Raw genomic sequence first — 25,165 nt, 5'->3', positions numbered from 1 at the left:
ATGAGCACAGCCCTCACCCCCGCATCCAACACGTCGCCGCCGGCAACCTTGCCGCCGTTGCCGGAAAAATTCGCCAACCCGCTTCGCCAGATCAAGTCGGTGATGGCGCAGCCCGCGGTTCGCCGTTCGGCGCCGATGGCGCTGCTCGTCGGGCTGATCGCCGCCGCCGCGCTCGCCTGGATGGCCTTGTCCAGCGCGCCGCAGAAGACGCTGTTCGACAATCTGTCGGACGCGGACAAGCAGGCGGTGACCTCGGCGCTGTCGACGGCGAACATCAAGAGCAAGATCGACGACGGCACCGGCGCGCTGACCGTCAACGAAGAGGATTATTCGCGGGCGCGGATGCTGCTGGCGAGCCAGGGGCTGCCGAAGCAGGCGCCGGGCGGCTATGCCATTCTCGACCAGCTGCCGATGGGCGTCAGCCGCGCGGTCGAGGGCGAACGGCTTCGCCAGGCGCGCGAGAGCGAACTGGCCCGCTCGATCCAGGAGATCGACGCGGTGGCCGAGGCGCGCGTGCACCTTGCCACACCCGACGCCTCGCCCTTCATCCGCGACAAGTCCTCGCCCTCCGCCTCGGTGGTGCTGAAGCTCAATGCCGGGCGCTCGCTGTCGGACGCGCAGGTCCAGTCGATCGTCAATCTCGTCGCCTCGTCGGTGCCGGGCATGAAGCCCGAGGACGTGACCGTGGTCGACCAGATGGGCGCGCTGCTTTCCAAGAAGGGCGCGGACGGCGCGAGCGGCGATGATCGCCGCATCGAATTCCAGCGCCGCCTGGAGGAAAAGTACCGCACCCAGCTGATCCAGCTGCTGACGCCGCTGGTCGGCGCGGGCAACTTCACCGCCGAGGTGCAGGCCGACGTCAATCTCGACGAAACCAGCGCGACCAGCGAACGCTATGACAAGGACGGCGCGCTGCGCGCCGAAACCGGCAACTGGACCGGCAACCAGAAGGACCCGACCACGCCCGGCGGCATTCCGGGCGCCCTGTCCAACACGCCCCCGCCCGCCAGCACGCTGCAACAGCCGCAGCCCGCCAACGGCGCGAGCGGTGCGCCGCCCGCCGATGGCAAGCCGGTCGCCGGTGGTCCGGGCGTCAACCCCGAGAAACAGTCCGACGCCTTCCAGCGCGCCTATGACCTGAACAAGGAAGTGTCGGTGACGCGTGCCGCGCCGGGTTCGATCAAGCGGCTGACCGTCGCCGTCCTGCTGCGCGACCCCGCCACCGGCAAGCGCAGCCAGATGGAGATCAGCCAGATTTCCGACCTGGTGAAGTCGGCGGTCGGCTTCAATGCGCAGCGCCAGGACAATGTCACCGTCATCAGCCGCAAGTTCGCCGATACCGCCATCGACGACAAGCGCGCCTGGTATGACGCCAGCTGGATGCCGGTGGCCGCGCGCAACGCGACCGCGCTGGTGATCGCACTGCTCGTGCTGCTGCTCGGCGTGCGTCCGCTGGTCAAGGCGATGACCAAGAAGAAGGACGAGCCCGAGACCAAGGCGCTGCCCATGGGCGCCGCCGACGGAGCCGCCAAAAAGCCCGGCGAGATTTTCGCAGGCGCCAATGGCGCGGCGATGGTCGTCAATGCCGAGGGCGTGGCCGTGCCGCTCGACGCCGATGCGATCGCCGCGCTGGCCGCCGCCGGGATCGACATCGCCAAGGTGAACGCGCTGCTGACCGGGGGCGAGGTCGAGCCCGCCGTCCTGCCGCCGGTGACGCTGGACGATATCGAACAGTCGACCCATCTCGACGAGCGTATCGTCAAGGTGCGCGGCTTCACCCGCGACAATCCGGCCCGCGCCGCGCTGGCCGTACGTGACATGATCCGCACCTCGACGGAGGAAGCCGCGTGACGACCGCTCTCGATTCCGAACGGACCTATAGCGGGGTCGAACGCGCCGCCGTCCTGATGATGCTGGTCGGCGAGGACGAGGCCGCCGCCATACTGCAGAAGCTGGACCCGGAGGAGGTCCGCGAGCTGGGCCGCGCGATGTATTCGATCGCCGATGTCAGCGAGAATGAGGTGGATGCCGTGCTCGACAATTTCGTCGGCTGCGCCCGCGCCCGCACCTCGATCGCCTTCCAGCCCAAGCCGCTGGTCGAGAATATGATGAACCGCGCGCTCGGGCCCGAACGCGCCGACACCGTGCTGTCGCGCATCGTGCCCCCGGAGGCGCAGTGCGAGATCGACATGCTCGACTGGCTGGACGCCAGCGACATCGCCAAGATCGTCGAGAAGGAACATCTGCAGATCGGCGCGGTCATCATCGCCAATTGCGATCCGGTCGTCGCGGGCCAGGTGCTCGAAATGCTGCCCGAGGCGATGCAGCCCGACATCCTGCACCGCGTCGCCCGGCTGGGCCCGGTGACGCCGCAAGCGGTCGAGACGCTGAACGCCGTGCTGCAGCGCCGTCGCGGCGGCGGTGGCGGCAGCGGCGGCGGCAACGGCCTGGCCATGGGCGGATCGCGCGAGGCGGCCAAGATCCTGTCGAGCGCGCGCAAGTCGACCGAACAGCGGGTCATGCCCAAGCTGTTCAAGATCGACCGCGACGTCGCCAAGCAGATCGAAGAGGCGCTGTTCATCTTCGAGAATCTGCTGGAGATGGACGACAAGAATCTGGGCACCCTTATCCGCAACGTCGACGGCGAAGTCCTTATCCGCTCGCTCAAGGGCGCGGACGAGGCGGCGCGCGAACGCTTCCTGGGCTGCATGTCGTCGCGTGCGGCAGCGGGCATCCGCGACGAGATGGAAGGTCGCGGGCCGATGAAGCTGTCCGAGGTGCTGGAGGCGCAGAAGGCGATGATCGCGGTCGCGCGCAACCTGGCCAAGGAAGGCACGATCATGATGGGTGGCGGCGAGGACGACTATGTCTGATTTCGTCGCCGGCTTTTCCGCCCGGCAGAATGCGGCCGCCGCCGCGCTGCAACAGGCCTTCACCCCGCCGGGCGACTTCGCCCGGACGGACCTGCCCGGACTGGCGGGCCTGGGGATCGACCTGGGATCGGAGGCGATGCCGTTCCGCGCCCGCTCGCCGATGCCGGGCGGCCAGCCCGAAGCCGAGGAGGTGAAGCCCCGCCATTTCCACCCGGTCGACCCCGAACGGGACCCGACCGAAGGCTGGGATCCCCTCGCCGCGTGCGAGGATATTCCGGAAGCCACCGTCGCCGATCCGATCGCGATGGCGCGCGCCGCCGGCTATGCCGAGGGCGTCGAGGCCGCGACCCACGAATATCAGGCGCTGCTCGAAAGCCAGGCGCGCGACGGCCAGTTGCTGGAGGGCATCGCCCAGGCCTTCACCTCGCGCGTCGACCGCGAGATGATGGCGGGACAGCTTCGCCAGACGGTCATGGCGCTCGTCACCCGGCTGGTCGGCGAGGTCGGCATCGACGCCGACCGCCTGACCGCGCGGGTCGAGGGGGCGATCGAACTGCTGACCGACGCCCAGGAATCGGCGATGCTGCGCGTCCATCCGGACGATGTCGCGCTGCTCGACGGTCGCCTGCCGCAAACCATCTTCCCGGTCGGCGATGCGACCATCGAACGGGGCAGCTTCGTGCTCGAAAGCGCCTCGACCATCGTCGAGGACGGTCCGCGCCTGTGGCTGGACCAGCTGGCCGCCATCATCGACAAGGTGCCCGTTCCCCAATGCTGAACCGTTTCACCGCCGATTATCTGGAGACGCTGGCGAGCGCGAATTTCGCGCCCCGCGCCACGGTTTGCGGTCGCCTGTCCTCTTATGACGGGCTGCTGATGGAAGCGGTCGGCCTGTCGTTGCCGGTTGGCACCGTCTGCGCCATTGGCGATGCACCGGAGAGCCGGGTCGAGGCCGAGGTCATCGGTTTCCGCAACGGCCGCACGCTCCTGATGAATCTGGGCGGCCCCGCCCCCCTCCTCCCGCGCGCGCCGGTGCGCCCGCTGGGTCCTCCGGGCGAGGCCGAGGTGGGTGCGGCGATGCTGGGCCGCGTGGTCGACGGGTCGGGCAAGCCGATCGACGGGCTTGGCCCCATTCGCGGCGCCGGGCGCTGGCCGCTGGCGGGCAAGATGCAGTCGCCGCTCGATCGCGGCCGGGTGCGCGAGCCGCTGGACGTCGGCGTGCGCGCGATCAATGGCCTGCTGACCATCGGCCAGGGCCAGCGCGTCGGCATCATGGCGGGCTCGGGCGTCGGCAAGTCGGTCCTGCTGGGCATGATGGTCCGCGCCGCGCGCGCCGACGTCATCGTCATCGGCCTGATCGGCGAGCGCAGCCGCGAGGTCGCCGACTTTCTGGAAACCAAGGTCGCGGGCGAAGCGCGCGCACGCTCGGTCGTCGTCGCGGTCCCCGCCAACCACTCGCCGGTGCTGCGCATCCGCGGCGCGCTGCGCGCCACCGCCATTGCCGAGGCGTTCCGCGCCGAGGGCAAGAAGGTGCTGCTCATCATGGATTCGCTGACCCGCGTCGCCCATGCGGGCCGCGAGATCGGGCTGGCGCTGGGCGAACCCGCCTCGGCCCGCGGCTATCCGCCCTCGGCCATCGCGATGCTGCCGAACCTGATCGAGCGCGCGGGCGCAGACGCGCATGGCACCGGTTCGATCACCGCCATCTATACCGTGCTGGCGGACGGCGACGACGGCAACGATCCGGTCGTCGACTCGGCACGCTCGATCCTGGACGGCCATATCGTGCTCAACCGCCATCTGGCCGAGCGCGGCGTCTATCCCGCGATCGACATCGGCCCCTCGGTCAGCCGCGTCATGACCGACATCGTCGGCAAGCCGCACGCCATGGCCGCGCGGACGCTGCGCCGCCATCTGGCGACCTATGAGGAAAATCGCGACCTGGTGCTGATGGGCGCCTATCGCGCGGGCGCGGACCCGGCGATCGACGCCGCCATCGCCTGCCACCCGGCGGTGATGGAATATATCCGCCAGGATGCCGATGAGATCGTGCCGCTCGACCATGCGGTCGAGGAGCTGGTCGGCGTCTTCGGCCAGCCCGGCGTCTGATCAGGGGGTAGAACGTCATGGCCACCCGGCAACAGGCGATGCTGAACCGGCTGCACCGGGTCCGCACGCTGCAACTCAACCTGACCATGGCCGAGGAAGCGCGCGCGCAGGAGCGCGTCACGACCGAGCAGCAATTGTCGCAACGTATCGCGCAACTGGTCGAGGCGGTGGCGCCCGCCCCCGCGCCGCCGACCGCCGCCGCCGGGCTGATGGCGCGCGCGCATTTCCGCAGCCGGTTGCACGAATCGGCCGATGCCGCCGCCGCCCGCGTCATCGCGGCCGAACGGCGCGCCGAACAGGCCGCCGAGCAGACGCGCGAGGCCAAGCGCGACCAGACGGCGGTCGAAAAACTGCTGGAGCGCGCACGCGCCGCCGCGATCCGCGCCGAAATGCGGGCGCTGGAAGACATGCCGGCCACGGGCGGACGACGCTCGCAAAATCGGCACGATCCTTGCTGAGCACGACCCGTCATGTCAGCTATTTCATCTTTGCTCACGCCGGACGCCTCGACCGCAGGCCGGACGACGCCCGGTAGGCCCCGGACGGGCAACGCCGCCGCGCCCGGACAACTGACGAATTTCGCTGACTTTTTGAACGCCGCGCCGGGTGACGGCGAAGCGACGGGCGACAAGACCGGCCGCGTTCCCGGCAAGGCGCCGGCGACCGGCGACGGCGATGTGGCCGACAGCCCGGCCATCACCGACGGCATGATCGCGCCCCTGCCCGGCAATGGCTTGCCGACCGATGCCGCCACCTTGCCGGTCGGCCCCGCCTTCCTGCCGCCAGCCGCGAAGGCCGACACACCCTCCCTGCCCGCCCGCTTCACCGAGTTGCTGAACGCCACGCCGAACCCGGTCACTCCGACAACCGCCAAGACGGCGACGTCTCAGGTGCAGGAGCACGAGGATCAGGACGACCCGTCGACCGCGACGGACGACGAAACGGCCACCCCTTCCGGCACGGTCGCGCCGATCGCCCCCGCCAGCGTGCCGGTCGCCGCCGCCCTGATGCCGCTGCCAGCGAATGCCGCCCTACCGGGTGAGCCCGCCGCCACGTCCGTGCGCACCGCCGAAGCTTCGAAACTCGCCACAGCAGGCAAGACCGGGCCCCGCGCGTCCAGGCAAGAGGCCGCAACCGATTCCGATGCCGATCAGGATGACATCGCTACCGGGACGGATGATGCGGCGGATGACGGGACGGACAACCCCTCCGGCCCGGCCCTATCGACCGACACCGCACCTGCCGATGGCCTTGGCGTGCCTATCATCGTGCCGCCGACACCCCAGATGGCGGCATCCCCGACGACGGCCACAGGCACAACCAGCCCGTCCGACACGACCCTGTCGACCAACATGGCGCGGGCCGATGGCGTGCGCTCGACCGTCATCATGCCACTCTCCGTCCAGACGACGGCCTCGCCCGTAACGACGGCGTCGCCGGTGACGACGGACATCGGGCGCGACGCCGGCGCTCCCCGCGTCATGCCGGATAGCGCACGCCCGACCGATGGGGCGACAGGTGCGGCCACGGCGCAACAGGTCGAGGCGGCATCGGTGCGCCCGTCCGATCCGAAGATCCTCGACCTGCTACGCCAGGGCGCGAGCGATGGCGTATCGGCTCCAGCCTCGCCCATGTCCGCCACGACGCCCTCGGCATCGGCACTCGCCAGCGGCGGCGCGATGCCTGCCTTCCGGCTGGTCGCAGCGTCGGTTCCGTCCTCCGCCCCGACGACATCGAGCGCCCCGCCCCTAGCCTCGCTCCCCAGCGGCCCGCTGACCGTCACGCAGCCGGGTCGGGGTACGGCGACGCTCGGTATGCTGGCGGGTGCGCTGCGCGGCCTGTCCTCGGCGCAGGCCAAGGACGAGGAGCCGCGCGATTCGCGCACGCCCGTCGCCGCGACCGGAATCGCCGCCGCGTCGCTGGGCGCGACTGACCTGACCCGTTCGGTGGCTGCAACGAACGCCACCGATCAGGCGCCGCTCGACATGACGCAGCAACACTGGCCCCAGGCGATGATCGACCGCATCGACCGGATGCGCGAGGACGCCGCGACCGCCGATACCCGCATCCAGCTGTCACCCGACGCGCTGGGCGGCATCGCGGTCGCGATTCGCCATAGCGACGGGGCGACCCATATCCATTTCACCGCCGAGCAATCGAGCACGGCGACGATCCTGGCCGATGCCCATCACACGCTGAACCAGCTGGCCGAGGACAAGGGCATGCGGCTGGGTGACGTGGCGGTTTCGGCGGGCGGCACCACCGGATCCGATCTGGGCCAATCGGCGCGCGACCAGCGGGCGCCCGCCCAGCCGGTGCCCGTGATCCCGAACCGGCCACGCGGCGGCGATCCCGAGCCGTCCGGCGAGGACGCAGCGGCATCGCCCGGCACCACGGTTTCTTCTCCATCCATCCGAATCGCCTGAGGAACTGACATATGAGCGACGCGAAAGAGACGCCCAACGACGAAGCGCCCAAGAAGAAGAAGGGCAAGCTGGGCAAGATCATCATCATGGTCGTCGGGGTCCTCGTCCTGCTGGGCGGCGGCGTCGGCGCAGGGCTCTATGCCGCGAACTCCGGCCTGATCGGCGGCGGCCATGCCGAATCCGAGAAGGACAAGGCCGCCAAGGAGGAAGCCGAGGCCGATGCCAGCCATCCCGGCCCCAAGCTGGTCCCCAAGGCCGAGCAGAAGCGCGCCGGCGAAGGCGGTGAAGGTGGCGAAGGCGGTCATGGCGGCGGCGGAGAGGGCGGCGAAGGCGGCGAGAAGCACGAGAATGTCGGCATGAAGACGCCGGTCGGCGATGGCGGCGAACGCTATGCGTCCAACTATTACCAGTTGCCCAAGGACTTCACCTCGAACCTGCGCGACTCGGTGCATATCGTCCAGATCGGCCTGGCCGTCTCCACCCCCTATGACGACACGGTCATCAACAATCTGAAGACCAACGACCTGGCGGTCCGCTCGGCCATCCTGCTGACGCTGGGCGATGCCAGCGAGGAGATGGTGACCACCGGCGAGGGCAAGCGCCAGCTGCAGCGCCGCCTGGTCGACGCGATCAACGAGATTCTTCGCCAAAAGGAGGGATTCGGCGGCATCGCTAACGTCTACTTTACCAATTTCGTTGTTCAGTGAGGCATGGTTAACGCCGCCCCTCAGGTTGAACGACGCGAACGCCCGCGTGATCAGTATGTCGCTGATCACTCGGTGCTGGGTTCGCACAAGATCAACCCGTTCGGTGACCTTCACACGATGCAGCATCTGTCCGCGCGTCTGGCACGGATGCTGCGGGGCCTGTTCGAACCGCTGCTGCGCGAGGAACTGCGCTGTTGGGCGGAGCCGCTGGTCGTCCAGCGTTTCACCGATTACCGTGCGGAACGCGGCGACGGGCTGAGCGCCTGGGTGCCGATGGCCATGTCGTCGCAGGGCGGCATGGCCGCCGACGCGCAGGCGCTGATCGTCATCGAGGGCGGCTTCGGCCTGTCGATGATCGACCTGTCCTTCGGCGGCACGGGCAACGTGCCCGATATGCTGCCGCCCGAATTCTCGCCCGCCAGCGAGGCGATGATCGGCCAGCTGGGCCGGATGATGGCGACGCCGATGCGCAACGCCTGGGAATCGCTCGCCAAGCTCGACTTCCGCGCCGGACGTCCCGAATCCTCGCCATCCCTGTTGTCGGGGATCGAGGGCGAGGATGCGATGATCGTCACCCGTTTCGGCATTGCCGGGCAGAATCGCCGCCCGTCGATGCTCGACATCCTCTATCCGGTCAGCGCGTTGAAGCCGCACGGCTCCGCGCTCACCGGCAAGGTCGTCGACAAGCAGGCCGAGGCGCATCCCACCTGGCGCGGCGACCTGACCCGCGCGGTGATGACGGTGCGTTTCCCGGTTCGCTCAGTGCTCGCCGAACCCGTCGTGCCGCTGAGCCGCCTGATGGAGCTGAAGACCGGCGACGTGATTCCGATCAGCTTCGGCCCGGAAGTCCCGGTGATGGTCGGCGGCGACCTGCTCGGCACCGGTACCGTCGGCACCGCCAATGGCCGTGCCGCCGTCCAGCTCACCTCGCTCGCCCGTCCGCCCGAAGCGGTGGCGCAATCCTATAAAGGACCCGAAGAATGAACGATATGGCCGGGGGTTTCCCCGTCGACACGTCGGTCGCGGCCAATTTCCGGCTGCTCCAGGACGTCGACGTCAAGCTGACCGTGGAGATCGGCTCGACCCAGCTGTCGCTGCGCGAATTGCTGGCGCTGTCCGAATCGAGCGTCATCGAGCTGGACCGTCAGGCCAATGAGCTGCTCGACGTGCTGGTCAACGGCACGCTGATCGGACGCGGCGAGGTGGTGACGGTCGGCGATCGCTTCGGCGTGCGCATGACCGAGCTGGTCAACCCCGACAAGCGCGGCTGATCCATTCCATGCTCTGGTCCTATATCCTGAAACTGGTCGTCCTGCTGCCGCTGATCTGTGGCCTGATGATCGGGTGCCTGTATCTATGGCGGCGGCTGGAAAGCCGGATGCCGGGGCGGCCCGCGACGCGGCTGATCCATGTGCGCGAGACGATGATGATCTCGCCCGGCCTGCGCCTGGCGGTCATCGAGTTCGAGGGGCGCAACCTGCTCGTCTCGGTCGGGCGCGGCGGCGTGCAGCTGGTCGACAAGGTCGAGGGTAAGGGCTCGAGCGCACCGACGCCGGTGACGCCGACGCCGATGGACCAGGCGGCCCCGCGCGCCCGCGACTTCGTGTCGCGCTTCGCACCGAAGAAGTTCGACCAATGAGCATCTCCGTCACCCGCCACGGCACCGGCCCCGCGCTGATCCGCGCGCGCCAGGCCGCCGCGCCGAAGCGCAGCCTGAAGCCGCTGTGGATCGTCCTGGCCCTGCTGCTGGCGCTGGTCATCGCGATGCCCGCCTTTGCCCAGGCGACCCCGGCGGTCACGCCCGCCGCCGCGCCCGCCGCACCCGCGCCGGGTGTCGGCGATGCGGTCGACCGCGCGCTGGGCCAGCTGGGCGGCGGCAATAACGGTACGTCGGGATCGCTGAGCCTGTCGCTCCAGGTCCTGATCATCATGGGTCTGCTGACGATCCTGCCGGGCATCATCCTGATGATGACCAGCTTTACCCGGATCGTCATCGTGCTCGCCATCCTGCGCCAGGCGCTGGGCCTGCAACAGACGCCGCCCAACCAGGTGCTGATCGGCCTGTCGGTCTTTCTGTCGCTATTCATCATGGCGCCCACGATCAGCCAGATGAACACCCAGGCCATCCAGCCCTATGCCGAGGGCAAATTGCCCGGCACCGAGATGATCAAGGCCGCAGGGGCGCCGCTCCACGCCTTCATGGCCAAGCAGACCCGGATCAAGGACGTGACGATGTTCGCCGAAATGGCGAAGTCGGGTCCCTATGCCAACCCCAACGACATTCCCTATTCGGTGCTGCTGCCCGCGTTCGTCACCTCGGAGCTGAAGACCGCGTTCCAGATCGGCTTCCTGATCTTCCTGCCCTTCATCGTCATAGACCTGGTTGTCGCCACCGTACTGATGGCGCTGGGCATGATGATGCTGTCGCCCTCGATCATCTCGCTCCCCTTCAAGCTGCTGCTCTTCGTCCTGGTCGACGGCTGGGCGCTGACCATGGGCAGCCTGGCCAATAGTTTCGCGACATAGGGGGGCGTGGGCTTCGACGTCGCTCAGCCTGAACGGCTGATGGGGAAAGACGTCCATCACGCAAACCTACAGTCCGCCTGAACGGCCCGACGGAAGGCCTTCGTTAACCATTCTCGCCCCATAAGTCCGTTCAGCCTGAGCGACGTCGAAGGCTACGGGAATCCCTCACCCACACGGGACGAAGACCGCATCATGGACGCCGATTATTTCCTGACGCTGGCCAACCAGACCATGTGGGTGCTGGCGCTTGCCGCAGCCCCCATCCTGTTGCCGGTGCTGGTCTCCGGCCTGGTGATCGGCATGGTGCAGGCCGCGACCTCGATCAACGAACAGACCCTGTCCTTCGTCCCCAAGCTGATCGTCGTCGCCCTGTCGATCCTGATCTTCGGCAGCCTGATCGTCGGCCTGCTCAGCGACTTCACCGTCAGCATGTTCGAGCGCATCCCGGATCTCGTTAAATAGGATGCTCGGCTTCGGCCTCTCGATCGAGCCGCAGGCCTGGGCGATCCTGTTCATCATGGTCCGGATCGGCGCGGCGTTCATCACCGCGCCCGTGTTCGGCGCGGTGTCGATTCCCCTGCCCGTGCGGATCAGCCTGGCGGGCGCGATCGCCTTTCTGGTGAACTCGGTCCATCCGGTCGTGCCGCCGCCCGTGATCTTCGCGGTGCCCACCATCATGTCGGTCGTCGCCGAGGCGCTTGTCGGCCTGGCGCTCGGCCTGATCCTGCAGGTCGCCTTTACCGCGCCGCTGGTCGCCAGCGAGCTGATCGGCGGGTCGATGGGGATCAACTTCGCGGCCACCATGGACCCGCTGAACGGTCGTTCGACCCAAGCGCTGGGCCAGTTCTTCACGGTGATGCTGACCCTGTTGTTCCTGTCGGTCGACGGGCATCTCGTGCTGGTCGAGACGATCGTCAAAAGCTATGAGGCGCTGCCGCCCGGCCATGCCTGGATGGGTCCTGCCCAGCTACGCGCCATCGCGCTGTTCGGCTCCTACGCGTTCCTCGCCGGGCTGCTGCTCGCCCTGCCGGTCGGCTTCCTGCTGCTCTGCCTCAACATCGTCATGGGGATGATGAGCCGCGCCGCGCCGTCGCTCAACCTCTTCTCGGTCGGCCTGCCCGCCTCGCTGACCATCGGCGTCATCGCCATCGCGATCGCCTTCCCCGCCATGGGCGACTATATGCTGGTCATCATCCGCGAAGGCCTGGCCGCCACCGAAACCCTGGTGCTCGGCTGATGTCGGAGGGCGGCGAAAAGACAGAAGCCCCAACCCAGAAGCGCCGCCAAAAGGCGCGCGAGGATGGGCAGATCCTGCGCAGCAAGGACCTGGCGGCGGCGCTGGTCATGATGGCGGGTATCGCCTGGCTGATGTTCGCAGGCCCGACACTATTGGGCGCGTGCAAGGCGGTGATGGCGACGAGCTTCCAGTTCGGCCGCGCCGATGTCGAGGATTTCGAACCCTTTCGCCCGCTGCTCGAGGCGGGGTGGAAGATCCTGCCCTCGCTCGCCTCGCTCTTCGCGGTGACGATCGTCGCGACCATCGCGTCGCAGGCGGGGCTGGGCTCGCTGCAATTCAATCCCAAGGCGCTGGCGCCCAAGCCGTCCAAGCTGAACCCCGCCTCCGGCCTGAAGCGCATTTTCGGCACCCAGGGCTGGACCGAGCTGGGCAAGTCGCTGCTGAAGGTCGTGCTGCTGGGTGCGATGGGCGCCTATATGCTGTGGCGTTCGACCCGTGCCACGCTGGGGCTGGCGCAAAGCGACCTGAACGGCGCGATCGGGTCGATGGGCGATACCTTCATCACCATCCTGCTGGTCATGGGGTTCGGCCTGGTCCTGATCGCGGGCTTCGACGTGCCGATCCAGATCTTCCAGCTCTTCTCCAAGCTGAAAATGACCAAGCAGGAGATCAAGGACGAGCATAAGGAAAGCGAGGGCAATCCCGAGGCCAAGGCGCATATCCGTGGCAAGCAGCGCGAAATGTCGCGGCGCGCGGTGCGCGCGGCGGTGCAGCAGGCGCATGTCATCCTGACCAACCCGACCCATTTCGCGGTCGCCCTGCGCTACGAACGCGGCCAGGACGAGGTGCCGGTGGTCGTCGCCAAGGGCCGCGGCGCGACCGCGCTGGCCATTCGCGAGATGGCGACCGAGTTGGCCACCCCGGTGCTGGAATATCCGCAGCTCGCCCGCGCCGTCTATTATACCAGCCGCGAGGGGCAGGAAGTGCGCCCCGACCTGTACCAGGCGATCGCGGTCGTGCTCGCCTTCGTCTTCGGCCTCAATGCCGGCGCGGGCGGCACGGCGCAGCCGCCGGTCGACGTGCCGGTCGGCGCCCGCTTCGACGAGAATGGCGCGCCCCAGCCATGATGTGTTTTGCGCTCAGCTTACCGCATCGCGCTAAATCCTGGCGGTCCGGTGCCGTTAACGATGGTGTACCCGTGTCGGAGCCCTGTCGATGACGACCATTTCCTCGACTTCATCGACGTCATCGACGTCCAGCAGTTCGACGTCGAGCACGACGCCGTCGGCGACGGATGCCGCCAAGAGCGCCGCACAATCGCTTTTCACCTCGCTGCAGACGGGCTCGGGCATCGACCTGTCGTCGCTGGTCCCCTCGCTGGTCCAGGCGCAGTTCGCCGCACGCGTCGCGGCGCTGAAGGCCAAGGGCGACACGCTGACCGCGCAAATCTCGGCGACCTCCACGGTCATGAGCTCGATCACCGACTTCGCCAGCTCGCTCGCCACGCGGACGAGGGACGGCTCGCTGGCGACCCAGGCGACCAGCAGCAACAGCGCGGTGCTGAGCGTGTCGACCCAGGCGGGCGCGAAGCTGGCGGGCCTGTCCAAGTCGATCACCGTGTCGGCGCTGGCGACGGCGCAGACCAATGTGACGAAGGCCAGCTATGACCGTACCGCCTCGATGGGCAGCGGCAAGCTGAGCATCAAGGTCGGCTCGAACGCCGCCGTCGACATCACCTTCGCCGACGGCAGCAACCCGACGATCGACCAGGTCGCCGCGCAGATCAACGCGGCCAAGACCGGCGTCACCGCCTCGGTGATCTCCGATGTCGACGGCAAGGCCTATCTGTCGTTCACCGGCCCGACCGGCACGGCCAACAGCTTCACGATCAGCGCGACCGAAGGCGCGCAGGCGGGACTGTCCAACTTCGCGGTCGGCAACGGCGCCACCGTCACCAACAGCGTGTCGACCGCCGGCAACGCCCAGATGACCGTCGACGGCGTGTCGATCCAGCGCGCCAGCAACAGCTTCAGCGACCTGGTGCCCGGCGTCGTGATGACGCTGAACGCGGTTTCGACCGCGCCCGTCTCGCTGACCGGTACGCGCCCCACCGCCGCGCTGTCGCAGATCGTGTCGGACTTCGTCACGACGTTCAACGACAAGATCACCGAGCTGAACAAGGCACTCGATCCCAAGTCGGGCGACTTGCGGAGCAATTTGTCGGCGCGCTCGCTGGCCCAGTCGCTGGGGCGGCTGACCACGTCGAAGATCGTACCGGGCGACGATTCGGCGCCCGGGCCGAAGACGCTGGCGGATTTGGGCGTCGGCACCAACAAGGACGGCACGCTGACCGTCGATACGACGCGATTGTCGCAGGTGATGGCGCAATATCCCGACGCGGTCGAACAGATGTTCCAGGCCAGCGGCGACAATATCATCGGCCTGTCGGCACAGATGAACACCATCCAGATGAACGCGACCAGCACCTTTTCCGGCCTGGGCGCGTCGGCGAAGCAGCTGGCCCAGGACCAGAGCGCGAACACGACCGCCCAGGCCGACCTGGCGGACGACCAGAGCGCGACGCAGGACCGGATGACGGCACAGTTCGCCGCGATGAACGCCCGTGTCTCCAACTACAAGTCGGTCCAGGCCTTCCTGACGCAGCAGGTCAATATGTGGACGAAGAGCAGCAACTGACATGGCCTATGCAACCGGACTGCTCGCGGATCCCGCGGCCACCTATCGCCAGATCGACGTCGTCGGCCGGACCGCCATGGCGGACGGCCCCGAACTCGTGCAGTTGCTGTACGAGGAACTGATCTCCGCGCTGCGCTCGGCGGCCTGGGCGACCGAACATGGCCAGCTGGCGCGCAAGAGCGAGCGGGTGACGCGCGCCACCGCAATCCTGTTCGCGCTGGAGGCGGGGCTCGACTTCGAGAATGGCGGCGATATCTCGATCACCTTCGCCCGGCTCTATGCCGGTGCACGGCGCCAGATCGTCGACGGATCGCTCGACAAGAACCCGCAGGTGTTCCGCGACGTGGCGACCAACATCGCCGACATCGCCGAGGCCTGGGAAACGGTGCGGCAGATGAACAAGAAGGGGAAGTAAGGGGCACGCCCTTTCCCCACGCACCGTTCGCACGGCGCATAGCCTTGGTTTCGCGTTACCGCCGGAACCAGTGTTTCTGCACGAAATAGACCACGATCCCCGCCGCGATCAGCGCGCAGGCGCCCAGGATCGCGTCGAAGGCCCAGGGTTCCTCGGCATAGGGCAGGGTCTTGACGTTCATCCCGTAGAGGCCGGTGATGAAGGTCAGCGGCAGGAACACCATCGCCACGATCGAGATCACGAGCGCGCGATTGTCGATCTGCTCGGCGCGCATGTCGCTGAGCGTCTCGTGGATCAGCGCGGAGCGTTCGCGGATCGACTCCAGTTCCTCGGCCATGCGCGCGGCGCGATCGGCGGCGGCGGACAAATGCAGCCGGTCGTCATCGGCCAGCCAGTCGCCGGGCAACGCCGCCAGCTTCTCCAGCGCCGCCCGCTGCGGATTGAGGAAGCGGCGATAGCCGATCGCGGCGACGCGCACCCGGCTGACCGTGCGGCGCAGCTGGAACACGCGGTGTTCGTCCAGCTGCTCCTCGCACCCGTCCAGCTCGTCGCCCAGATTGGCGACATCGGGGTCCATGTCGCTGGTGATCGCGGTGGCGAAGGCGGTGATCAGGTCGCCCGGATCGGTGACGATGCCCTTCTCCACCTCCTGCCGCACCGTATCCACTGCGAGGAGCGGGCGGCGCGTGACCGAATAGACCTTGCCCTTCACCGCCCAGATACGGACCGAGGCGAGCATGTCCGATCCGTCGAGCGGCTCGCTGCTCCGCCCGCGCAGGTTGAGGAACGCCCCCTCGCCCACCGCTTCGCAGCGCGGCCGCGTTTCGGTCGCGGTCAGCGAGTCGATGACATAGTCGGCCAGATGCGCCGCGTCGCGCAGCCAGCGTTGCGCGACCGCGTCATTGGTCTCCAGATGCACCCAGACCAGCCGCGCCTTGGCCTCGACCGCCTCGCGGATCGGGATAGCCTGTGCCTCGCCGCCCTCGATGCGATAGGCGAAACCGGTCATGCGCGCGCGTCCATGGTCAGGTCGACGATTTGCCCCTCGCCCGGTTCCATGGGCAGCGCCTCGCTTTCGATTCGCACCGCATCGGCGCGCGCGCGGTCCAGGATTGCGGGCGGCACGTCGGCGCGGTGATAGACCCGGTCCGCCGCCGCCAGCGCGCGTGCCTGGCGCAGGGTCAGGTCGTCGGGATCGGGCGAGGCAAGGACAAAGGCCGCGACATTGGCCGCCGGACGCTCGGCACTGGCCAGCCAGTCCGCGACATCGCTGTCCTTCACCAGCGGATCGAGCGCACCGCCGGGCGACAGCGCCGCTCCGATCGCCCGCCGCCGCTCCGCCCCGTCGGGGAAGCGCGCGCGCAGGGCGGCGCGGGCGGCGTACAGCCCCTCGGCCAGCGCGCCCAGTCCGGCGGGGAGCAACGTCTCCAGCCGCTGGCGCAGCGCCGCCGCCAGCCCCGCCGACACGCCGCCGGTGCCGATCGCGACGATCACCGGCCCGCGCTCGACGATGGCGGGCAGGGTGAAATCGCAGGCCGCCGGACGGTCGACCGCGTTGACCAATATCCCGCGCGCCTTCAGCCGGGCGATGGCGGCTTGCGCCTCTTCCTCCTCCTCGATCGCGACGATGGCGAGCGCGGCCTCCGCCTCCTCGCCCACGACATGCGCTCCCGCCCGATCGAGCAGACGGCGCTTGGCATCGGCGGGTTCGCCCTCGCCCAGCAGGATCACCGGGCGACCGCCCAGCCGGACGAACAAGGGCAGGCTGGCGAGGCTCACCAAATCCTCCCCAACCTATGCTTGGGGAGGGGGACCGCCGCGAAGCGGTGGCGGAGGGGCAAATGTCCCCTGCCCCTCCACCACGCCCTGCGGACGCGGTCCCCCTCCCCATCGCCGATGGGGAGGAATGGGGCCGTCAGGTTCACTTCTTCAGCCACTCCGGCACGCGCTCGGCGGCGATGATCGTCTCGGCGGCGATGCGGTCGGCGACGATGGCGAAGCGGTCGCCCTCGACCATCACCTCGGGCACCAGCGGGCGGCTGTTATAGGTCGACGCCATGGTCGCACCATATGCGCCCGCCGTGCGGAACACCGCCAGGTCGCCCGACTGCACCGCGTCGATCTCGCGGTTCATCGCAAAGGTGTCGCCGGTCTCGCACACGGGACCTGCGATATTCGCCATCATCCGCTCGCCGGTCGGCTTCACCGCGACGAAATCGTGATAGGCGTCATACAGCGCGGGCCGCATCAGGTCGTTCATCGCCGCATCGACGATGACGTAGGGATTGGCGACGCCGGGCTTCACCCAGACGACTTCGGTCGCCAGGATCCCGGAATTGCCCGCGATCACCCGGCCGGGCTCGAACATCAGCTCGACATCCCAGTCCTTGGTCACGCGCGCCACCATCTCGCCATAAGCGGCGGGGGCGGGCATCACGTCGCCCGGCTTGTACGGCACGCCCAGGCCACCGCCCAGGTCGACGCGGGTGATACGGTGCCCCGCCCCGCGCAGCTCGGCGACCAGCTCGCCGACGCGCTTATACGCGGCCTCCAGCGGGGCAAGGTCGCCCAGCTGGCTGCCGATGTGGCAGGCGACACCCTTCAGGTCGATGCCGGGCAGGCCCGCCAGACGGTCGAACATGCCGAGCGCCTGGTCGATCGGCACGCCGAACTTGTTCTCCTTGCGGCCCGTGGAGATCTTGGCGTGGGTGCCCGCATCCACGTCCGGGTTCACCCGCAACGTGGCAGGCGCGACGAGGCCACGCTCATGCGCCAGCTCGGCAAGGACCGCGCCCTCTTCCTCCAGCTCCAGGTTGAACTGGCCGATCCCGGCCTCCAGTGCGGCGATCAGTTCGGCGCGCGTCTTGCCGACGCCGGAGAAGACGATGTCCTCCGCCTTCATGCCCGCCGCCAGCGCACGGCGCATCTCGCCGACCGATACGACGTCCGCGCCATATCCCTCGTCCGCCAGCACGCGCAGCACGGCGATGTTCGGGTTCGCCTTGATCGCATAGGCCAGGTGGACGCGCGGCAGGGCGCTCAGCCCTTCGCGGAACACCTGCGCATGACGACGGAAGGTCGAGGCGGAATAGATATAGACCGGCGTACCGACCTCCGCCGCGATCCGGGATACGGGCACATCCTCCACATGGAGTTCGCCGTTCGAGAAATGAAAATGGTCCATCAGCGGGGGGGCAAATCAAATTCGTCCGAGCGCCGGTCCTGCGACTGGGTCATCAGTTCGTCGGAGCGCTGCGGGCGTTGTTGGGGGGTGGCCGTCAGCAATTGCTGCGGCGTCGGAGTGGCGGTCGCGCCGCGCGGTGCCACGGGCAGGCTCTCGCCCTTGGCCGGTTGCAGCCGGTTGGCGGCACCGCAACCGGTCAGCGCCAGTGCGACCAGCAGGGCGATGGCGGGCTTCATGCCCGCAAGCCCCGCGCGGTCGCGATGGCGGCGCGGACATTGGCGGGCGCGGTGCCGCCGAAGCTGATCCGGCTGGCGACCGAGGCATCGACCGACAGGACATCATAGATGCTGTCGTTGATCCGCGCGTCGATGCCGGTCAGGTCGTCGATGGACAGCTGGTGCAGCATCACGCCCTTCTCCTCGGCCAGTTTCACCGCGCGCCCGGTAATGTGGTGCGCCTCGCGGAAGGGGACGCCGCCGACGCGCACCAGCCAGTCGGCCAGATCGGTCGCGGTCGAGAAGCCTGCCTCCGCGACCGCGCGCATCCGCTCCGTCCGGAAAGTCGCACTCTCAACCATGCCGGTCATCGCCGCGATCGACAGCGCCAGCAGGTCGTGCGCCTCGAACACCGGCGGCTTGTCGTCCTGCATGTCCTTGGAATAGGCGAGCGGCAGGCCCTTCATCGTGACCATCAGGCTGGTCATGCAGCCCATGATCCGCCCGGCATGGCCGCGCACCAGCTCGGCCGCGTCCGGGTTGCGCTTCTGCGGCATGATCGAGCTGCCGGTCGACCACTGGTCGGACAGCGCCACGAAGCCGAAGGGCTGCGACGCCCAGAGCACGAACTCTTCCGCCAGCCGCGACAGATGCAGCGAGCAGTTGGTCGCCGCCTGCAGATAGTCGATCGCGAAGTCCCGGTCGCTGACCGCATCGAGCGAGTTGCGCGTCGGCGCGTCGAAGCCCAGCGCCTCGGCCGTCATGTGGCGGTCGACCGGGAAGCCCGTCCCCGCCAGCGCCGCCGAGCCCAGCGGACACTGGTTCATCCGCGCCCGCGCATCGGCAAAGCGGCTGGCGTCGCGCACGATCATCTCGTGATAGGCCATCAGGTGATGGCCCAAAGTCACCGGCTGCGCGGACTGAAGATGGGTGAAGCCGGGCATCACGCTGTCGGCATGATCCTCGGCGCGGGTCAGCAACGCCTCGCGCAGGGCACCCAATGCAGTCAGCGTCTCGTCGATCGCGTCGCGCACCCACAGGCGGAAATCGGTCGCCACCTGGTCGTTGCGCGACCGTGCGGTGTGCAGACGTCCCGCGACCGGGCCGATCAGTGCGGCCAGCTTCGCCTCGGTCTGCATATGGATGTCTTCGAGGGTCAGGTCCTCGGCCACGCCGTTCGCGGCATAATCCTCGGCCACCTTGTCCAGCCCGGCGGAAATCGTCGCGGCGTCCTCGGCCGAGACGATGCCCTGTTTGCCCAGCATGGCGACATGCGCTTTCGATCCGGCGATGTCCTGTTTCCACAGTCGCTTGTCGAAGGGGATGGACGCGTTTATCTCGCGCATCACCGCGGCGGGACCTTCTGCGAAGCGCCCGCCCCACATTGCGTTGGAGCCGCCCATGTCGTCGCGTACCGTGATCGCCTGTCTCCTGGGGCTGATGGTCGCCGGGTGCGATAAGCAAAGCCCCGCCCCGGAGCAAGCCGCCAACACCACCAGCGGGGAAGTTTCAAGCGGCGAAGTGACCAGCGGCGAGGCCACCACCCCCGCGACCGAAGCCCCCAAGCCGGCCGGTGCCGTCGACCGCAGCCACAAGGGCGAGGCCGCCCCGACGCTGGGCTTCACCACGCTGGACGGCAAGCCCGCCAGCCTCGCCGATTTCCGGGGCAAGCCGGTGCTGGTCAATCTCTGGGCCACCTGGTGCGGGCCGTGCATCGCCGAGATGCCGACGCTTGCCGCGACGGCGGATCGGTTGAAGGGCAAGATCGCGGTGATCGCGGTGGCGCAGGACGATGCGACGAAGGTGAAGCCCTTCCTCGCGGGCAAGACGCTGGGCGCACTGCCCATCTATCTCGACCCCAAGCTGACCCTGAGCGTCCATTACAAGGCGAACCTGCCGACCACGATCCTTTACGGTGCGGACGGCAAGGAGATCTGGCGCGTGACCGGCGGGTTCGACTGGGCCGGTGCCGAGGCGGGGAAATTGCTGGCCGAGGCTTGAGGTAGCCCCTGCTTTCCCTCTCCCCTGGATAGGGGAGAGGGTTAGCGAAGCTTGCCAGCTTTGCTGGCTAGCGCAGCTTGGGTGAGGGGTTGAGCGAGCCATCGGCTCGCGCGCTCGCACATGCGAGCGCACGCCCCTCACCCAGCTCCGACTAAGCCTTTGCTTTCGCAAAGCCTAAGTCTGCGCAACCCTCTCCCCTTTGCGAGGGGCGAGGGAATAAGTGGCGATCCCGAACGCCCCGCCCCGTTTCGGCATTTGAAAGCGCCCCGGCAACCGATCGCCGCATGTTGCGTTGCAACAGTCATGCCGGGCGCGCAGCGCCTGTCCGGTTCGCCATGGGAGATGCCGCAGCCGATGATACAGGCCAATCGTCGAGAACTCGTCGCGGCCTTTGCCGCCTTGGGCCTTGCCCCGACCGTCGCCCTGCGCGCCGCCGCGCAAGCCATGCCGAATGGCGTGATGCTAGGCGCGGCCAGGCCCTTTTCCTGGGCGGCCCTGCAAACCCGGGCCGAGGCGCTCGCCCGCCAGCCCTACCGCGCCCAGGCCAAGGTCGCGGCGGCCGCCGCGATCGATTACGATGCGGTGGGCACCATCCGCTACCGCGACGACAAGACGCTGCTCGGCGGCATCCGCCTGTTCCCGCTGGGCCGCTATGCCCCCAATCCGGTCGGCATCCACATCGTCGAAAACGGCCAGGCACGCGACCTTCCCTTCGCGACCAGCCTGTTCACCGCCGAGGCGGGCCATGCGCCGCCGCTGGGCATCGCCGGTTTCCGCGCGATGACGGCGGACGGCAAGAGCGACTGGCTCGCCTTTCAGGGCGCCTCCTATTTCCGCACCGCCGGCGCGCAGGACCAGTACGGCCTGTCGGCACGCGGTATCGCGATCGACACCGGCATCGATGGGCGCGAGGAATTTCCTGCCTTCACCGATTTCTGGATCGAGCGGACCGGCGCGCAAGCCTATACCGTCCATGCGCTGCTCGACGGGCCCAGCGTCACCGGTGCCTATCGCATCGAGTCGGTGAAGGGCGCGGGCGGGGTCGAGCAACGCGTCTCGGCCGTCCTGTTCTTCCGCCGCGATGTCGAGCGGCTGGGCATCGCGCCCGCGACCAGCATGTTCTGGTATGGCGAGGGCAACCGGGCGGCGGGCAGCGACTGGCGGCCCGAGATCCATGATTCGGATGGCCTGGCGCTGCTGACCGGCGCGGGCGAGCGGCTGTGGCGACCGCTGGTCAATCCGCCGCGCCCCACGCTCGACAGCTTCGCCGACACCAATCCGCGCGGCTTCGGCCTGCTCCAGCGCGACCGGGATTTCGACCATTATCAGGACGACGGCGCCTTTTACGACCGGCGCGCGAACCTGTGGGTGCAGCCTCAGGGCGATTGGGGCCGGGGGCAGGTGATGCTCTATGCTTTCCCGACCGCATCGGAGACGGTCGACAATATCGTCGCCTTCTGGAACCCCGCCGACGCGCCCAAGGCGGGGCAGAAGCGGCAGTTCGACTATCGGCTGAGCTGGGGGTCGACCGACCCGACCGTCGTGCCCGCCGTTGCCCATGCGGTCGACAGCTGGACCGGCGCCGCCGGACGCCCCGGTGCCGAGCCGACACCCGGCGCGCGCAAGCTGGTGGTCGACTTTGTCGGCCCGGCGCTGGCGGGGCTCGACCGGCAGAGCGGCGTCACCGCCGAGATCGGCGTGGCGCGCGGCAAGCTGCTGGCCCAGGCGGCCTATCCGGTGGTCGGCCAGCAGAATCGCTGGCGCGTCACCGCCGACATCGCCCCCGAGGCACCCGGCCCAGCCGATGTCCGCCTGTTCCTGAAGCGAGGTTCCAAGGCGCTGACCGAGACGGTGCTGATGCCGGTTTTCTTACCGTGACCGACACCCGCGCCATCATGCCGCCGCCCGCGCCGCTGGACATGCCGGTCCAGCGGTTCGATGGTCCGCCCCCGCCGCACACCGCGCCCGATCCCCGGCCCGGCGTCAACCTGTCGCCCGACGACATCCTGACGCGCCGGCTGCTGCTGATCCTGCTGACCGGGTTGCTGGCGACCGCCGCCTCCGCTTCGGTCAAGGAAGCGTTGCTCAGCGACGGGTTGAGCCTGCTCGACGCGCTGTTGCTGCTGCTGTTCTTTCCGCTGTTCGCCTGGATCTCGTTCGGCTTCGTGACGGCGGCGATCGGCTTCATCCTACTGATTTCGGGCGCGCATCCCGGCATCACCCCCGCGCCCAAGGGCAGCGCCCCGCCCTCTGCCCGGACGGCGGTGCTGGTGCCGGTGCATAACGAGGATGTCGAGGCGGTCTTCGACCGGATCGCGCGGATGGCGACGATGATCGACCGTGCCGGGGCCGCCGATCGCTTCGCCTTTTTCGTGCTCTCCGATTCGGGCGAGGCGGCCGAGGTCGAGGAGCGCGCCGCCTGGGCGCGGCTCGCCCCCTGGCTGAAGGTGCCGCTCTATTATCGCCGCCGGACCGAGAATGTCGGGCGCAAGCCCGGCAATGTCGCCGACTGGGTGCGCAACCAGGGCGGTGCCTATGACTTCATGCTGATGCTCGACGCCGACAGCCTGATGGGCGGCAATACGATCGTCGGCATGGCGCAGATCATGGAGCAGCGCCCCTCGATCGCACTCCTTCAAACCGTACCGATGATCATCGGCGCGACGACCTTCTTCCAGCGCTGGATGCAGTTCGCCAGCCGCTTCTATGGGCCGGTATCGACGGCGGGGCTGGTCTGGTGGTCGGGGTCCGAATCAACCTTCTGGGGCCATAACGCGCTGATCCGTATCCAGGCCTTTGCGGAAAGCTGCGGCCTGCCCGACCTTCCCGGCCGGCCGCCCTTCGGGGGTACGATCATGAGCCACGACATGGTCGAGGCGGCACTGCTGCGGCGGCGCGGCTGGCGGCTGCACATGCTGATGGTCGAGGACAGTTTCGAGGAGTTTCCGCCGACCCTGATCGACCAGGCGGTGCGCGACCGACGCTGGGCGCAGGGCAATATCCAGCATCTGAAGCTTCTGGTGGCGAGCGGCTTTCATGGGATCAGCCGGTTGCAGTTGCTGATCGGCGCCTCGGCCTATCTGATGTCGCCCGCCTGGCTGGTGCTGATCGTGACATCCATCGCGCAGAGCCTGTCCGACGACGATCGCACGGTGCACGCCGTGACCTCGGCGCAGGTGCTGGGGGTGACGCTGGTCCTGTTGTTCGGGCCGAAGCTGCTCAGCATGATCTGGGCGATGGCCGATCGCGACCGGCGGGCGAGCTATGGCGGGGTGCGTGGCATCCTGGCCTCGGTGGCGCTGGACGTGCCGCTGTCGATCCTGACCGCGCCGGTGATCGCGCTGACCCAGACGATCGACCTGATCAACATCGTGCGCGGCAAGCCGTCGGGCTGGAGCCCGCAGAGCCGGGTGCGCGACGGGCTGGCGGCGGCGGATGCGATGCCGCGTTATTATTGGCATCTGGCGATCGGGGTCGCGCTGCTCGGCGTGTCGTTCCTGAACCCGATGCTGGGGGCTTGGCTGTCGCCGGTAACGCTGGGGCTGCTGCTGGCGCCGTGGCTGGCGATGGAGACGGCGAAGGTCCGACCGGGGGAGCGACTGGCCAAGAAGGGCGTGTTCGTGGTGCCGGGATCGGTGGTGGCGGAACCGGTTCGGCCTTTGGCCTTGGCGTGATTCCCTTGGGCTTCGACTTCGCTCAGCCTGAACGGGGTTAAGGGACAAATCTCCGTTCAGGCTGAGCGAAGTCGAAGCCCACGCCCCGCCCTATCAATCATCCTCATCCTCAAACCCCACCAGCGCCAGGGCCCGCGCCTTCATCTGCCGCGTCTCGCACCAATGGACCAGCGCCTCCTCGCGCCCATGCGTCACCCACACCTCACGCGGGGCGATCTCGGTCAGGGTCTGGGTCAGCTCGTCCCAATCGGCATGGTCGGACAGGATCAGCGGCAGTTCGACATTCTTCTGCCGCGCACGCTGGCGCACCCGCATCCAGCCGCTGGCCATGGCGGTGATCGGGTCGGGCAGCCGCCGCGACCAGCGATCGTTGAGCGCGCCGGGCGGGCACATGACGACATGCCCCGCCATCTCGGCCTTGGGCGTATCGGCCACCATGCGAAGCTCGCCCAGATCGACGCCCCATTCCTGATAGAGCGCACATAACCGCGCCAGTGCGCCGTGGAGATAGATGGGCGCCTCATGCCCGCGCACCCGCAATTCCGCGATCACCCGCTGCGCCTTGCCCAGCGCATAGGCACCGACCAGCACGCAGCGCGTCGGATTGGCGTGGAGCCGCGCGATCAGCTTGTCGATCTCGTCCCCCGTTTCCGGGTGGCGAAAGACCGGCAGCGCGAAAGTCGCCTCGGTGACGAACACGTCGCACGGCACCGGCTCGAACGGCGTACAGGTCGGGTCGGCGCGGCGTTTGTAATCGCCCGACACCACCACCCGCTCGCCCCGATAGTCGAGCACGATCTGCGCCGATCCCAGCACATGGCCCGCGGGCACGAAGCCTACCTCCACCTCGCCCAGCCGCATCGTCTCGCCATAGGCGACCGCGACGCCGTTTTGCGGGCCATAGCGCGCCGCCATGATCGCCAGCGTCTCGGGCGTCGCCCAGACCGTGCCATGGCCGCCGCGCGCATGATCGGCATGGCCGTGCGTCACCAGCGCCTTGGCCTCCGGCTCGGACGGATCGACCCACACATCGGCGGGGGCCACGTAAATCCCGTGTTTATGGGGCTGTATCCAGTCGCCGAGCTTGGCCATGCTACCTAT

General features: G+C 68.4%; 25 protein-coding genes. 19 read left to right on the top strand and 6 right to left on the bottom strand.

Annotated features, from left to right (window positions below; genetic code table 11):
- From fliF to QZ546_RS10840, 16 genes are all read left to right on the top strand, one after another.
- Positions 1-1,851: a flagellar basal-body MS-ring/collar protein FliF gene (fliF, locus tag QZ546_RS10915; RefSeq protein WP_294237115.1), complete on the top strand. Its 1,851-nt coding sequence runs from the start codon at positions 1-3 to the stop codon at positions 1,849-1,851.
- Positions 1,848-2,873 (top strand): flagellar motor switch protein FliG, encoded by a 1,026-nt coding sequence (gene fliG / locus QZ546_RS10910; RefSeq protein WP_294237113.1) that lies wholly within the window; start codon positions 1,848-1,850, stop codon positions 2,871-2,873. Before fliF ends, fliG begins: the two co-directional genes overlap by 4 nt.
- Positions 2,866-3,651, top strand: a complete 786-nt coding sequence (locus QZ546_RS10905) for a FliH/SctL family protein (RefSeq protein WP_294237111.1) — start codon at positions 2,866-2,868, stop codon at positions 3,649-3,651. The genes fliG and QZ546_RS10905 overlap by 8 nt, the downstream gene beginning before the upstream one ends.
- Positions 3,645-4,982 (top strand): FliI/YscN family ATPase, encoded by a 1,338-nt coding sequence (locus QZ546_RS10900; protein ID WP_294237109.1) that lies wholly within the window; start codon positions 3,645-3,647, stop codon positions 4,980-4,982. The genes QZ546_RS10905 and QZ546_RS10900 overlap by 7 nt, the downstream gene beginning before the upstream one ends.
- A gap of 17 nt (positions 4,983-4,999) precedes the next feature.
- A complete protein-coding gene (locus QZ546_RS10895) occupies positions 5,000-5,440 on the top strand; it encodes a hypothetical protein (protein ID WP_294237106.1) in 441 nt (146 codons plus the stop codon).
- Positions 5,441-5,572: 132 nt separating this feature from the next.
- Positions 5,573-7,408, top strand: coding sequence for a flagellar hook-length control protein FliK (locus QZ546_RS10890; RefSeq protein WP_294237103.1), 1,836 nt, complete (start codon positions 5,573-5,575; stop codon positions 7,406-7,408).
- 11 nt (positions 7,409-7,419) lie between these two features.
- Positions 7,420-8,115 (top strand): flagellar basal body-associated protein FliL, encoded by a 696-nt coding sequence (gene fliL, locus QZ546_RS10885; RefSeq protein WP_294237100.1) that lies wholly within the window; start codon positions 7,420-7,422, stop codon positions 8,113-8,115.
- Positions 8,116-8,187: 72 nt separating this feature from the next.
- Positions 8,188-9,099, top strand: a complete 912-nt coding sequence (locus tag QZ546_RS10880; protein WP_294237097.1) for a flagellar motor switch protein FliM — start codon at positions 8,188-8,190, stop codon at positions 9,097-9,099.
- Complete coding sequence (gene fliN / locus QZ546_RS10875) at positions 9,096-9,386, top strand: flagellar motor switch protein FliN (protein ID WP_007406148.1); 291 nt, start codon at positions 9,096-9,098, stop codon at positions 9,384-9,386. The genes QZ546_RS10880 and fliN overlap by 4 nt, the downstream gene beginning before the upstream one ends.
- 8 nt (positions 9,387-9,394) lie before the next feature.
- Complete coding sequence (locus tag QZ546_RS10870) at positions 9,395-9,754, top strand: flagellar biosynthetic protein FliO (protein ID WP_294237094.1); 360 nt, start codon at positions 9,395-9,397, stop codon at positions 9,752-9,754.
- Positions 9,751-10,641 carry a flagellar type III secretion system pore protein FliP gene (fliP, locus tag QZ546_RS10865; RefSeq protein ID WP_294237092.1) on the top strand — a complete coding sequence of 297 codons (891 nt, stop codon included), beginning with the start codon at positions 9,751-9,753 and terminating at the stop codon, positions 10,639-10,641. Before QZ546_RS10870 ends, fliP begins: the two co-directional genes overlap by 4 nt.
- Before the next feature lie 192 nt (positions 10,642-10,833).
- Positions 10,834-11,103: a flagellar biosynthesis protein FliQ gene (gene fliQ, locus QZ546_RS10860; RefSeq protein ID WP_294237088.1), complete on the top strand. Its 270-nt coding sequence runs from the start codon at positions 10,834-10,836 to the stop codon at positions 11,101-11,103.
- Between the two features lies 1 nt (position 11,104).
- The gene (fliR, locus tag QZ546_RS10855; protein WP_294237085.1) at positions 11,105-11,878 is read left to right on the top strand and encodes a flagellar biosynthetic protein FliR; all 774 of its coding nucleotides are present in this window, start codon (positions 11,105-11,107) and stop codon (positions 11,876-11,878) included.
- Positions 11,878-13,005, top strand: coding sequence for a flagellar biosynthesis protein FlhB (locus tag QZ546_RS10850; RefSeq protein WP_294237082.1), 1,128 nt, complete (start codon positions 11,878-11,880; stop codon positions 13,003-13,005). The genes fliR and QZ546_RS10850 overlap by 1 nt, the downstream gene beginning before the upstream one ends.
- Before the next feature lie 88 nt (positions 13,006-13,093).
- On the top strand, positions 13,094-14,575 hold the full coding sequence (gene fliD / locus QZ546_RS10845) for a flagellar filament capping protein FliD (protein WP_294237079.1): 1,482 nt from the start codon (positions 13,094-13,096) through the stop codon (positions 14,573-14,575).
- Between the two features lies 1 nt (position 14,576).
- Complete coding sequence (locus tag QZ546_RS10840; RefSeq protein ID WP_294237074.1) at positions 14,577-14,990, top strand: flagellar protein FliS; 414 nt, start codon at positions 14,577-14,579, stop codon at positions 14,988-14,990.
- 55 nt (positions 14,991-15,045) lie between these two features.
- Here the strand turns inward: QZ546_RS10840 and QZ546_RS10835 are convergent, their stop codons facing one another.
- The 5 genes from QZ546_RS10835 to argH all read right to left on the bottom strand — a co-directional run bounded on the left by QZ546_RS10835 (position 15,046) and on the right by argH (position 19,774).
- Positions 15,046-15,999: a zinc transporter ZntB gene (locus QZ546_RS10835; RefSeq protein WP_294237071.1), complete on the bottom strand. Its 954-nt coding sequence runs from the start codon at positions 15,997-15,999 to the stop codon at positions 15,046-15,048.
- Positions 15,996-16,769 carry an NAD(P)-dependent oxidoreductase gene (locus tag QZ546_RS10830; protein WP_294237068.1) on the bottom strand — a complete coding sequence of 258 codons (774 nt, stop codon included), beginning with the start codon at positions 16,767-16,769 and terminating at the stop codon, positions 15,996-15,998. The genes QZ546_RS10835 and QZ546_RS10830 overlap by 4 nt, the downstream gene beginning before the upstream one ends.
- 142 nt (positions 16,770-16,911) lie before the next feature.
- Complete coding sequence (lysA, locus tag QZ546_RS10825; RefSeq protein ID WP_294237065.1) at positions 16,912-18,174, bottom strand: diaminopimelate decarboxylase; 1,263 nt, start codon at positions 18,172-18,174, stop codon at positions 16,912-16,914.
- On the bottom strand, positions 18,174-18,410 hold the full coding sequence (locus QZ546_RS10820) for a hypothetical protein (RefSeq protein ID WP_056432321.1): 237 nt from the start codon (positions 18,408-18,410) through the stop codon (positions 18,174-18,176). Before QZ546_RS10820 ends, lysA begins: the two co-directional genes overlap by 1 nt.
- Entirely contained in the window at positions 18,407-19,774 is a 1,368-nt protein-coding gene (gene argH, locus QZ546_RS10815; RefSeq protein WP_294237233.1) for an argininosuccinate lyase, read from the bottom strand. Before argH ends, QZ546_RS10820 begins: the two co-directional genes overlap by 4 nt.
- Positions 19,775-19,790: 16 nt before the next feature.
- Here argH and QZ546_RS10810 point away from each other — a divergent pair, with 16 nt between their 5' ends.
- The 3 genes from QZ546_RS10810 (at position 19,791) to mdoH (ending at position 24,064) form a co-directional block, all read left to right on the top strand.
- Positions 19,791-20,390 (top strand): TlpA disulfide reductase family protein, encoded by a 600-nt coding sequence (locus QZ546_RS10810; RefSeq protein WP_294237062.1) that lies wholly within the window; start codon positions 19,791-19,793, stop codon positions 20,388-20,390.
- A 342-nt stretch (positions 20,391-20,732) separates the two neighbouring features.
- A complete protein-coding gene (locus QZ546_RS10805; RefSeq protein WP_294237061.1) occupies positions 20,733-22,268 on the top strand; it encodes a glucan biosynthesis protein in 1,536 nt (511 codons plus the stop codon).
- Positions 22,265-24,064, top strand: a complete 1,800-nt coding sequence (gene mdoH, locus QZ546_RS10800) for a glucans biosynthesis glucosyltransferase MdoH (protein ID WP_294237058.1) — start codon at positions 22,265-22,267, stop codon at positions 24,062-24,064. The genes QZ546_RS10805 and mdoH overlap by 4 nt, the downstream gene beginning before the upstream one ends.
- Before the next feature lie 93 nt (positions 24,065-24,157).
- On the opposite strand, the gene QZ546_RS10795 is transcribed toward mdoH, so the two are convergent.
- Positions 24,158-25,156 carry a ligase-associated DNA damage response exonuclease gene (locus tag QZ546_RS10795; RefSeq protein WP_294237055.1) on the bottom strand — a complete coding sequence of 333 codons (999 nt, stop codon included), beginning with the start codon at positions 25,154-25,156 and terminating at the stop codon, positions 24,158-24,160.
- Positions 25,157-25,165 lie beyond the last annotated feature (9 nt).

This window comes from uncultured Sphingomonas sp. (assembly GCF_913062585.1).
GTDB lineage: Bacteria > Pseudomonadota > Alphaproteobacteria > Sphingomonadales > Sphingomonadaceae > Sphingomonas.
Note: the sequence above shows the minus strand (reverse complement) of the source record. Positions and strands in the feature narration are given on the sequence as shown.